10 protein-coding genes are annotated in these 12,411 nt (G+C 45.4%); 9 read left to right on the forward strand and 1 reads right to left on the reverse strand.

What is annotated here, in order from left to right; genetic code table 11:
- Positions 1-72: 72 nt before the first annotated feature.
- The 8 genes from B1728_RS25075 (at position 73) to B1728_RS25110 (ending at position 9,653) form a co-directional block, all read left to right on the forward strand.
- On the forward strand, positions 73-2,361 hold the full coding sequence (locus B1728_RS25075) for a glycoside hydrolase family 2 protein (RefSeq protein ID WP_079913169.1): 2,289 nt from the start codon (positions 73-75) through the stop codon (positions 2,359-2,361).
- A gap of 177 nt (positions 2,362-2,538) precedes the next feature.
- Positions 2,539-3,471, forward strand: a complete 933-nt coding sequence (locus B1728_RS25080) for an ABC transporter permease (protein WP_079913170.1) — start codon at positions 2,539-2,541, stop codon at positions 3,469-3,471.
- Positions 3,472-3,484: 13 nt separating this feature from the next.
- Complete coding sequence (locus tag B1728_RS25085) at positions 3,485-4,375, forward strand: carbohydrate ABC transporter permease (protein WP_079913171.1); 891 nt, start codon at positions 3,485-3,487, stop codon at positions 4,373-4,375.
- A gap of 38 nt (positions 4,376-4,413) precedes the next feature.
- The gene (locus B1728_RS25090; protein ID WP_079913172.1) at positions 4,414-6,690 is read left to right on the forward strand and encodes a beta-glucosidase; all 2,277 of its coding nucleotides are present in this window, start codon (positions 4,414-4,416) and stop codon (positions 6,688-6,690) included.
- A 399-nt stretch (positions 6,691-7,089) separates the two neighbouring features.
- Entirely contained in the window at positions 7,090-7,887 is a 798-nt protein-coding gene (locus B1728_RS25095) for a hypothetical protein (RefSeq protein WP_079913173.1), read from the forward strand.
- 57 nt (positions 7,888-7,944) lie between these two features.
- Positions 7,945-8,361, forward strand: a complete 417-nt coding sequence (locus tag B1728_RS36420) for a hypothetical protein (protein ID WP_256865492.1) — start codon at positions 7,945-7,947, stop codon at positions 8,359-8,361.
- 51 nt (positions 8,362-8,412) lie between these two features.
- Positions 8,413-8,835: a tetratricopeptide repeat protein gene (locus B1728_RS25105; RefSeq protein ID WP_079913174.1), complete on the forward strand. Its 423-nt coding sequence runs from the start codon at positions 8,413-8,415 to the stop codon at positions 8,833-8,835.
- A 95-nt stretch (positions 8,836-8,930) separates the two neighbouring features.
- Positions 8,931-9,653: an aspartate/glutamate racemase family protein gene (locus B1728_RS25110; protein WP_079913175.1), complete on the forward strand. Its 723-nt coding sequence runs from the start codon at positions 8,931-8,933 to the stop codon at positions 9,651-9,653.
- Positions 9,654-9,826: 173 nt separating this feature from the next.
- On the opposite strand, the gene B1728_RS25115 is transcribed toward B1728_RS25110, so the two are convergent.
- Positions 9,827-10,732 carry an ArsR/SmtB family transcription factor gene (locus tag B1728_RS25115; protein WP_079913176.1) on the reverse strand — a complete coding sequence of 302 codons (906 nt, stop codon included), beginning with the start codon at positions 10,730-10,732 and terminating at the stop codon, positions 9,827-9,829.
- Between the two features lie 322 nt (positions 10,733-11,054).
- Between B1728_RS25115 and B1728_RS25120 the strand changes: the two genes are divergently transcribed.
- Complete coding sequence (locus tag B1728_RS25120; RefSeq protein WP_179136196.1) at positions 11,055-12,365, forward strand: ABC transporter substrate-binding protein; 1,311 nt, start codon at positions 11,055-11,057, stop codon at positions 12,363-12,365.
- The last annotated feature ends 46 nt before the right edge of the window (positions 12,366-12,411 follow it).

Consider the following 12,411-nt stretch of genomic DNA (forward strand, 5'->3'; position numbering starts at 1 on the left):
GCCCGTCAACTTTCTGGTTGAACGGGCATTTTTTGCCGAGTATCGTCTAGATCCCAAGAAAAGAGGTCGTTCATGTTGAAAATAATTCCATTAAATCAGCTTTGGATGTTCACCAAAGAAAACAGTCCCTCTTATGCCAGCACCTTAATAAAAGAAGGGCAGTCAGTTACATTACCGCACACTTGGAATGATATGGACGGACAAGGGGGGACAGAGCCGTATTACAGGGGGGCCTGCTGGTATCAAAGAACACTCCATATCGCTCCAGAAGATATTGGCAAACGTTTCTATTTGGAAATCGGGGCAGCCGGCAATATGGGCCAGGTTTATATCAATGGTCATCTTGTAGGGGAAAGCCGATGCGGTTACGCAATGTTTCGTGCAGCATTGAATCCTTATTTGACGGAAGGAGATAATCTAATCTCTATAAGAGTGGACAATAGCTATGATAATGAGGTGTACCCGCTGATGGCGGACTTTACTTTCTTTGGCGGCCTCTACAGGGAAGTGAACCTGTTTGTCATGGACGACATCCACTTTGATGTGATGGATCACGGCCGAGACGGTGTATATCTAACGCAGACAAGCAGCGGCGACAATTCATTTCGGCTGGATGTACGCGGACGGGTCATTAATGAATCATGCGCACCAGCCAATGGAAGCGTCTTGATTCAACTCGCGGACCTGGAAGGAACCGTTGTGTGGGAAGCAAGCTCCGAGTTGTCCTTTGCAACCGAAACGGAGTTCTCCTTGCATGGAACCATCAGCAATCCTACGCTTTGGGACGGTGTGGATAATCCCTATCTGTATAAGGCTGTGATCACCGTCAGCGTCCAAGGAGAAGTAGCGGATGCTCGTCAAATTGAAATCGGCTTTCGAACTGTCGAGCTTACGGCCGACCGAGGCGTCATTTTGAACGGAAAACCGGTCAAGCTCAATGGAGTGTGCCGCCATCAGGATTTCGGAGGCGTGGGCAATGCCATTACGAAGGCTCACATGGAATTGGACATGGAGCTCATTCGAGAGGTCGGCGCCAACAGCATTCGGCTTGCCCATTACCAGCATGACGATTATTTTTACGGTCTCTGTGACCGTTATGGTTTGCTGGTTTGGGCCGAAATTCCGTATATCAGCATTCCTTCCACCAAGGATCCGGAAAGCCGTAACGCCTTCGAACAGTTGGAGCGTTTGATTAAACAAGCCTATAATCACACTTCTATTTATTGTTGGGGAGTTCAAAACGAAATAACGATCGCCGTTGAGACGGAGAATACGTATCGAACGATTCAAAAGCTGGTGGAGGAAGCCAAACGGCTGGATCCAAGCCGTTTCGTCGCACAAGCGAATATTAATGGAGTTGCGGACGATAGTATCATCAATAATTTCACCGACCTTGTCGGTTACAATTTATATTATGGCTGGTACTATGGCGAAATCAAGGATCTTGGGGAGAGGCTTGACGAGTTTCACAGAGTTCGCCCTGACGTTCCTGTGTTAGTCTCGGAATATGGGGTCGACACGAATCCCCGATACCATTCTTATACTCCACAGGTTCAGGATTATACAGAAGAATACCAGCTATTGTTCCATCATAACGCGCTGGAAACCTTTCAGGCGAGGCCATTCGTTCTTGGCGGATACGTCTGGAACATGTTTGATTTCGGTAGTGCGAATCGTAAGGAAGGCGGAGAAGTCGGCAAAAATTTGAAGGGACTTGTCACCATTGACCGGACCTTGAAGAAGGATGCTTTCTATCTTTGCAAGGCCTATTGGTCGAAGGATCCTTTTGTTCACGTGGCCGGACGCCGATTCTACCATCGGCATAAAGAGGGGAACGATATCATCATTTTATCGAATCTGAGTCATATCCGCTTGTATCACAACGATATATTGCTGACGGAGACTCAGGACGGTAAGCCGGTATACGTCGTTAAGGACGTATTGTTGAAGCCAGGGGATAACCGCATTAGAGTGGAAGGTGTGGATGAACAAGGTACGGTCTATACAGATGAGATCGTTTTGCGCTATGTATCGGAGATCGACACCAGCTATATTCATGTGAAGGAAGAGAAGAGCAAGCACGTCGTCAATTGGTTCGAACAATTCGACTTGTCCGAGGCCGGGCAGATTGAAGTGAAGGAAGGCTATTATTCCATCTATGATACGATCGAGGATCTGTATAGCAACGACGCTGCCAAAGCGGTGTTTCTCAAATATTTCGCACATGTGACGAGCAATCCGTTCTTTGAGGTGACTCAAGGGGTTATGTCCATCGACAAGATGTCCCAGCTCGTGTTTTACGGAATTCCTCCGGAATTGCTGCCGGTCATTAACCGGGAGCTCAACATCATATCGAAGTAAATCGCTGATGAACTCGCTCTGTTAGGCTGAAAGGCCTGGCAGAGCTTTTTTCATCCATTGACGGATGGTCGGCAAAGTGCAAATTGGAAGTCGTGTGAGCGGTAGTGAGAAAGACTGCCGATTGATTACTATAAGAGTACAACAAGAATTTCGTTACTACGGAAAGGGGAACCAGAAATGACAAATCGTTCACAGAGTGTGGCTATGAAGAAGCTATGGAAATACAGCCCGCTCTACTTCATGATGCTGCCGGGGATTGCGTATTTGCTAATCAATAACTATCTGCCAATGTTTGGCCTCATCATTGCATTCAAGGATATTAACTTTGCCAAAGGCATCTGGGCAAGTGACTGGGTAGGCTTTCAAAACTTTAAGTTCCTGTTTCAAACGTCGGATGCCTATATTATTACCAGGAACACGATACTGTACAATGCGGCTTTTATCGTTATTGGTCTCGTCGTTGCTGTCGCTTTTGCAATTCTTCTCAATGAAATCAAAAGCAAGTTTGCCTCCCGGTTTTATCAAAGCGTAATTATTCTTCCTTTTTTGATTTCGATGGTTATCGTCAGCTATTTGGTCTTCTCGATGCTCAGCATGGAGAGCGGGTTCATGAATAAAACCGTTTTACCGGCTTTGGGCATAGATCCGATTTCGTGGTATAACGAACCAAAATACTGGCCTGCGATACTAACGCTTGTGCATACTTGGAAGGGAGTCGGATACTCGTGCATCATTTACTTGGCGGCCATCATTGGAATTGATCCGGAGTATTATGAAGCAGCCAAATTGGACGGAGCATCCAAGTGGCAGCAAATCCGCACAATCACGATTCCGCTGATCACACCCGTTATTATCATGCTGACCCTCCTTCAGATCGGGCGGATTTTCTATTCCGACTTCGGCTTGTTCTACCAGGTTCCAATGAATGCAGGAGCGTTGTTCAGTACAACGAACGTCATTGATACGTATGTATTCCGCGGGTTGCTTCAATTGGGCAATATCGGGATGTCGTCCGCCGCAGGCTTTTATCAATCGCTTGTCGGATTCATCCTCGTCCTTGTATCTAACTACGTAGTACGAAAAATTAATAAGGAAAACGCATTGTTTTAGAGGAGGAATCATCGTGAACACAGAAAATCGTGCTTGGCAGTGGATTGCCCATACCATCCTGTTTTTATTTTCGCTATCGTGCTTGCTTCCGTTTCTATTGCTGATTATGTCCTCCATTAGCGATGAGAAATCCATCCTGCAGAATGGCTACTCTTTCTTTCCTAAGCAGTTCAGCCTATCCGCGTATGAATATTTATGGGAGCAATCCTCCCTAATTTTTAACGCATACGGGATTACTATTCTAATTACAGTGGTAGGAACAACGGCCAGCTTGATCATCACGTCCATGCTTGCTTACCCGCTCTCCCGGCGCGATTTGCCCGGAGGCATGTTCTTCGCCTTCCTGCTGTTCTTTACCTTATTGTTTAACGGCGGTCTTGTTCCTACGTACCTCGTCTATACACAGCTGTTGGATATAAAAAATACGATTTGGGCGCTTATTGTTCCCGGATTACTATTGAATGGCTTCAACACGCTGTTAATGCGGACGTTTTTCATGACAACCGTACCGGTGCCCGTTCTGGAATCGGCCAGTATTGACGGTGCAAGCGAATTTAAAATGTACTATAAAATCGTTTTGCCCTTGTCATTGCCCATCCTTGCCACAGTAGGCTTATTTCAGGGCCTTGCCTATTGGAATGACTGGAATAACGGGCTCATATATGTGACCGATCCCCAATTGTTCAGCCTGCAAAATGTTTTGAATCGCATCATGAGCGATATCCAATTTCTTGCAAGCAACGGCGATCTGAGCGCGAGTGCCGGCGAGAAGGTTGCTCAGCTGCCTAGCGAAACGTTCCGCATGGCCATTGCGGTTATTGCCGTCATTCCGATTCTGATAGCTTATCCGTTCTTCCAGAAATATTTCGTGAGAGGAATGACGATCGGAGCTGTGAAAGGATAAATAACAGGTTCCGTACCCATAGAGAGGAGAATATATCAATGAATCGCGACTTGAAAAAACTGATTTCCACTATGACTCTGGAGGAAAAGGCTGGACTTTGCTCCGGGTTTGATTTCTGGAATACCAAAGCCATCAAGAGACTTGACATACCATCCATCATGATGACAGACGGGCCTCATGGCCTTCGGAAACAACGAGCCTCTGCAGACCATCTGGGCTTATTCGATAGCGTGCCTGCGACTTGTTTCCCTTCAGCGGCAGGTCTGGCTACATCGTGGGATCGGGAACTGCTTCACAAGGTTGGCGTTGCTCTAGGGGAAGAATGTCAGGCAGAGCAGGTAGGCATTCTTCTCGGACCAGGGGCAAATATAAAGAGATCGCCGCTTTGCGGACGAAATTTCGAGTACTTCTCGGAGGACCCTTATTTGTCAACGGAATTAGCGGCCGAGCACATTCTAGGCGTTCAGAGTCAAGGCGTAGGTGCTTCACTCAAGCATTTTGCGGCTAACAATCAAGAGCATCGCCGAATGACAACGAATGCGGTTGTGGACGAGAGAACGCTGAGAGAGATTTATTTGGCCAGTTTTGAGGGAGCGGTCAAGAAAGGGCAGCCATGGACAGTTATGTGTGCCTATAACCAGCTTAACGGGGAATATTGTGCGGAGAATCATCGCCTGCTTACAGAAATACTGAAGGACGAATGGGGACACGAAGGCTTTGTTGTATCCGATTGGGGCGCAGTTAACGAAAGAGCCGATGGAATAGCGGCAGGACTCGAACTAGAAATGCCTGCCTCAGGAGGTGTCGGCGACCAAAAAATTATTGATGCGGTTAGGGAAGGCCGGCTTTCTGAGCAGAAGCTGGATGCCGCTGTGGAAAGAATACTGCGGGTCATATACAAAGCGGTCGATCATAGAAAACCTGCCGCCACCTACGATATGGAAGCTCATCACCAGCTGGCCCGAGAGGTAGCCCGAGAAAGTATGGTTCTATTAAAGAACGAAGATAGAATCCTTCCGTTAAAGAAGGGGGGACGTATTGCGGTCGTTGGCGCCTTTGCCAAACAACCACGCTATCAAGGTGGAGGGAGCTCCCACATCAAGCCTACCAAAATGGACGATCTTATGGTGGAACTGGCCAAGGCAGGGGGTTCAGCAGAGATATCCTATGCGGAAGGGTATACGCTAAACACGGATGATATGGATAATGTACTCTTAAATGAGGCAATTCAAGCTGCCAAGGATGCGGATGTAACTATCATTTTTGCCGGTTTGCCCGATCGCTACGAGTCGGAAGGATTTGACCGTACCCACCTGGGTCTGCCGAATAATCAAATGAAGCTCATCGAAGGGATTACCGCCATACAGAAACAGGTCCTCGTCGTGTTAAGCAATGGCGCTCCGATTGAAATGCCATGGATCGATGATGTCAAAGCCGTCTTGGAGGCATATTTGGGCGGTCAAGCTATGGGCGGTGCAATAGCGGATCTATTATTCGGCGACGCGAACCCTTGCGGCAAATTGGCAGAGACGTTCCCGGCCCAACTCAGTGACAACCCATCTTACCTCTTCTTCCCTGGGGACGGGGATACGGTGGAGTACAAAGAGGGCATCTACGTCGGGTATCGTTATTATGACAAGAAAAAAATGCGTCCTTTATTTCCTTTTGGTCATGGCTTAAGCTATACAAATTTTGAGTATTCCGACATGACAATAAGTAAATCGCAAATCGAGGATACAGAGACGCTGGTAGTAACAGTTAATGTCAAAAATATCGGAAAGCTGGCGGGAAAAGAGATCGTACAGCTGTATGTTCGTGACGTGAAAAGCAGCGTGTCGCGCCCCGATAAGGAGCTGAAAGGTTTTGCCAAGGTAAGCCTGGAGCCCGGCGAGCAAAGCACGGTTTCATTTACGTTGGATAAACGTTCGTTCGCCTATTATCATGTAGGTTTGCAGGACTGGCATGTGGAGACGGGAGACTTTGAGCTCTTGGTGGGCAAGTCTTCAGCAGAGATGGTTCTGACAGGGACAGTTCATGTAAATTCCACCACAGCAATCAAACCGCGATATACAAGAAACTCGACGGTCGGGGATATCATGGAAAACCCCCTAGCGGCACCGATCATTAAGGAGCTCGTGAATCAGACTCCATTTGGCGGATCCGCCAATACGGGAGAGAGCGATGATTCGTCATCGGATATGATGGCGGCGTTTCTGAACTATTTGCCGCTGCGCGGACTAGTGTCATTCAGCGCCGGCAAGCTGACGGAGGAGAGTCTTGATCAAGCTCTGGTCAAGCTTAACGACGAGCTGTAGGTTCTAGAAGTAGATGAACTAAAATAGAGCGTTTGTCCTGCGAACATATCACGTATTTTGTTCGGTGGTACGAACATTAGGAGACCATTAAGGTATACGGACGTGTGCCTAGATGGTCTCCTTTTTACGCAAATCTGACCATTAGTTTTCACAGTAACTTGAAGATTTATCCAATCTATTGTATAAAGATATGATAAGTATTCAGTCCGCAGAAAGACACAGGGTCTATAAAGTGAAGGTATACGAGAGTTGCTAGATCCGCTCTTTGATCCATTGAAAAAGCAAGTTTTTTTCTCCAATTGGAACGAATCCGGAGTATTGGTCTTCACTGTATCAGATGACATAATTACAAGGGAATGGGATTGGATTACACGGAGTTAATGATAGAGGTGAAAATCTATGTGTACAGGGATGGCTATGTACGACACAAGTAAAATCACTCCACTTGATGCTTGCATTGCAGGCGAGTCTTTCTTTGAAGCAATCGGTGCAAGGATTACAACTGCCGGATATTATACTTACAAGAATGGCGAAGATGGACTCGATGTTGATTTGATAGAAGCCTCACTCTCCGAACTCAAGAGTAAAATAATCTCAAAAGAAGTTACAGCATTTAGATTATATTGTGAGCAAAGCAGCTACTCTCCATGGTTTGCATCCTTTGGGTACATGACCGATGAGTTTGGCAGCTTTCATCACATCGATGGTCAGTGTGCTGTGCCTTTGGAAGAGATTTATGAAATTATGATCGGATTTGTGATGGATGTATCGAAAAAATTTAGCTACCCGTATGGAATCGTGTATGCTGCTAAAAGAGTGGCAGATGGATTTTATTATGCTCAGGGCGAGAATCTGATCAAATTATTTCCATACGAGGATTCGAGGATTTTTAAAGAAGAAACTCCCGGAAGATTTAAAGGGAAAGTTCGTTATAGAGGAGATATGCTAAGAATGGTATATCCTTGCAATATGATAAACGAAAGCCATCTGCATATAAAAATTCAAGGAACGACACTCGGAGAGTGGATTGTCAAAGAACGCGGCCGCGGTACTCTAAAAAAAATCAGCAATGAAATGTGGCTTTGGGAGGTTGGAAGAGATAATATGGAAGGAGTAACCAAATGCTGCGGAGACGCCGGAATCCTGCTAGCCTGGAAGCCGCCTCATCCAACAAAGCCATCCAGAACTTTGCCATAGAGTCTTTGCCAAATGAATCGGCGGGTTGAGAATATCCAGTACAATGGGAGAGATATTATGTCCGTAATACATGCCTACCTTGCGAAGTCATCCAATCCATACTCCCAGGAGCGTCTTGCTTCTGAGTTAAGCGCCTACTTTGATTTTGATACAAAGAATGGACTGGAAATGGGAGCGTCGGCAAATCCGTTTACGAAAGAGAAGTACTTGATTCTCCGTTGGCCGGGTTGGAATTTTACAGCGCATTTTGAAACTGGCCATAATGTAGTTGAAGATGTAAATTACATTACAAGCACCGTCGAGGATTGTCCGCCTGAAATCAAAGAATGTACCGAACGTATTCGCTTCGTATTCTCGCCTGATGAAGGAAGGGATTTCACGAATCATATCATTTGGGCGATAGACTATTTGTCGGAGATACCAGGCGCAATCCTTTTTGATGTAAGTCAAAAAACAATAATTCGCTGCTGGTAAAAAAAATAAAACATGCGGCGGATTCAAATCGAATAGATAGGAGAGATGACGGTGCAGCTTTCAGATTCCACCCATGCCGAAATTACCGCACTGTGTAAACAAGGCGATGATCTGGTTAGTGCAGGCAATCTCGAGGCGGGAAAGAATAAGTACGTCGCGGCCCTCCGATTATTGCCGGAAAGTCATCGAGAATGGGAGGCCGCAACGTGGATCTATGTGGCTATTGGGGATGTCCATTTTCAAATGAAGAACTACGATAAGGCATTCAAGTGTTTTTTTAATGCTGTACAGTGCCCGAAGGGGTTAGGGAATCCCTACATTCATCTTCGACTAGGGCAATTGTATTATGAACAGGAAAACCTTGAAAAGGCGGCAGACGAGCTGACCCGGGCTTATATGGGTGCCGGGATTGGTATCTTTATGGAAGATGATCCAAAGTACCTTGAATTTTTGGAGACAAGAATAGAGGTTTGAAGTACCAGGATAGCCATACAGGTTTATTATTTGAAGGCCATTCTGTGGCAGATTCCGCGATATATGGAACCATAATACAATGAGGTGCTTAACCAATGAAAACTATAGGTCTTATTGGTGGAATGAGCTGGGAGTCATCTCTACTCTATTACCAAATCATTAATCAATGTGTAAAAGAAAGACTTGGCGGGCATCATTCCGCTAAAAGTCTCATGTACTCGGTAAATTTTCAAGAAATCAAGACTTTACAGCATCAAGGGAACTGGGATGAGGCTGCAAAAATTATGATTGATTCAGCACAAAAACTTGAAACGGCCGGAGCAGATTTAATCGTCATCTGTACAAATACAATGCATAAGATGGCACAAGAGGTAGAAAGTTCGGTGTCCATTCCGTTAATTCATATTGCAGACTCAACAGCGATCGAAATCGTTAAAGATGGAATTAAGAAGGTCGCGTTATTAGGGACTGCATTTACGATGGAACAAGATTTTTACAAGGGCAGACTCACTGAAAAGTTTGGACTTGAGGTTATTGTGCCGAATGAAGAAGATCGATTGGTTATACATGACATCATTTATCATGAGCTTTGTCTTGGTCTAATTAATGAAGAGTCCAAGCAAGCCTACTTAAAGATCATAAATAAGCTTAAACAGCAAGGAGCAGAAGCCGTTATTCTGGGATGTACAGAAATAACGCTGCTCATCTCACAAGATGATTGCAGTATACCTGTCTATGATACAACAAGACTTCATGCTGAAAGTGCCGTTGACTTCGCTTTAAAAGGGACGACTAATAAGGATAGGATCTGGACTTGAATACCTAAATACATTCAGCCGATTAACAGCTGGAACCCTGCTGGATTAGTAATCGCTGGTGCTCCCTATGGATTGAACTAGCTCCGAAGATTGCGAAAAAAGAAACGAAAACAACCTAAAACCAATTAAATGGGGTTAGGTTGTTTAACGATCGTTTTTTTATAATTAGAGCTTTAAACTGAAATAGTTACTCGAATATCCTGCGGATAGTTGCCGAAGTTCTTGCCAAAAAGGCTGACACCTCCGCAATTCGCAGCGGATTCGGGACAAGAGATTCGGAAGAGCAGCTCCTGACCTGCTGTTACGTTCAATTGATGAATTCGAACATCAGAAAACCTTACCCCATCGATAAATGTACCCTCATCGGTAATGGAGAGGACCTTAAGAAGTCCGTACTGCGTATCCACCCACCACTCGGGTGTGTATTGTCCGCGCTTGCTGCCAAAATCCCCCGGGCAGGTCCAAGTAGCCACTTCCATGTTATTGACGGAAAAGGTAATATCCGAGGGCCAATTGTCGTTATAATAAGGGGCTTCGGAGCAAATCTCCAATGAAATGCTAAGGCTTGACGCGGTTTCTTTTCCCACCAAATAGTTCGGAATCCGATATTCGACAAAACCGCTTGCAAACCACAGGTGCTCTGCCATCGTGCGCTCAGGGTCGTCGAAATAACGGGGATCGTCCATCATGCCGATGCGCTTGTCGGAGGATGCCAAACCACAGGTTGGGTGAACCTCATACCGGATGTATTGACCGACCGGCAGGTCGACCGTAAATCCAGTTTGGTTCTGTGGCTTTTCTATTTCGGCAGTTCGGAGTACTAGCGTCATTTTATCCACATTCAATGAACAGCGCTTCTGCGTCCCTCGTTTTCCTACCGTATTCTCCGTAGAAACAATCCTGGCTTCCTCTAGCTTTTGAATATGCTTTGTAATTATGGCTGAGGACAAGCCTAAAGCCTCTGCGAGTTCACCAATGTTATAAGGTTTCTCATTCAACAATTCAATAATCCGAACTCGCGTCTCAGAAGAAAAACACTCCAATACGTTCATATTACTAGTGGTTACGTCTATTTTCATACAGCACGCTCCTAATGCTCCAATTATATAACCAAATTGTTAATTAATCAACTTTAGATTGACAACAAGTCAGGGAAGGGGATATTATATTAACAATAATAGAATAAAGATAATTAATTTATTAATTAAACGAAAAAAGGGGGGCGATGGTCCAATTTATTAAACGAAAGGGGGTTCTTTCGCAAAACGAGCAAAATTAGTAGAAAATATGTAAGCGTTTACCAGGGCTGGCTCGATGAAAAGAGGATTTTTCAAAGGCAGCGTGTGAAGTAAACTATAGAGTTTGTGCTGGATAGTTACAATGAACATGGAGGGATCTAATTTGAAACGAAAGTTAGTTCTTACTGCCACAGTTTTAACATTGCTCCTGAATGCCGGCTGCCAAAGTCAAAAGAGCCCTGGCGATAAGGGCTTGGATGTACCGGAGTCGGAGATCAGTACGGAACCCGTGACTTTAAAGTTAATGGTTGCCCACGGCTTTTTCGCGCAAGAAGATTTTGAGGCTTATTTTGCCCAACCGGTAAAAAAGAAATATCCGCATATTACATTGGAAATGGTTAGTGGCAAGCTGCAGGAGATGATAACATCGGGTGACGTGCCTGATATTTTAATAGCCGGGTTGCCTGGGATTCCTGCTTTACAGGAATTGCAAATCATAGAGGATCTCAATCCGTATATCAAAAAATTTGGATTGGACTTGTCCAAATACGAACCGGTCCCGATTGAATCCATCAAGAAGTTTGGAACAAAAGGCGAAATGGTTGCGCTTCCATTCCGAATGAACATCCCTGCCCTCTTCTATAACAAAGACATATTCGATCGATTCGGAATCGCTTATCCCAAGGAAGGCATGACATGGGAGGAGACCATCGATTTGGCGCGCAAGCTGACACGCGATGATGGAGGTGTCCAGTATTTGGGTCTGTACGCAGGCGGGGTGGACCGCTTTGCAATGGGGCTTACTTTGCCGTATGTGAATAAGCAGACGAACGAAGCCGTATTGACAACGGATAGCTGGGCCAGGGTTCTGAATATGCATAAATCGTTGTATGACATTCCGGGATATGTAAAGGACGGTAAACTTTCTAGCAACTCACACACCGTATTTGTGAAAGACCAAAAAGTTGCTATGGCCGGCTATTGGGGCACAGATGTCATCGGAGAAATCGATAAACTGGTAAAGAGCGGTCAGGAGCTTCATTGGGACATGGTAACACTCCCTACGTTTGAGAAGGACAAGGGCTATGCATGGCAGGCGGAAACGCATAATATGATTGTGACCACGACAAGCAAACATAAGGAACAAGCCTTCCAAGTGTTGTCCTATGTCGCTGGTGAAGAGGTGCAGAAGCTAATCAATAAGAGCGGAAGAATACCGGTTCTGAAGAAAACGGAAGAATTGAAGAAAGACTTTGGCGTGGATTTGGAGTTCCTGAAGGGGAAAAATACGAATGCGTTCTTTACCCTCCAGCAAGGAATACATGAACATACAAAATATGATACAAAAGGCAGAAGCTTAATTGTTGAAGCCGGCAACGATATGATATTGAAAGGTATCGATGTCAATACTGCCTTGCGGAATGCACAGGAAAAACTGAACCAGTATATCAGGGAACAATCCGCTGCCCGATAATCATTCGTTCTGAATGATAATGGAACATGGAACATACGAAGCTCCA

The sequence above is a fragment of the Paenibacillus sp. 32352 genome (assembly GCF_002042965.1).
Lineage (GTDB): Bacteria > Bacillota > Bacilli > Paenibacillales > NBRC-103111 > Paenibacillus_S > Paenibacillus_S vulneris.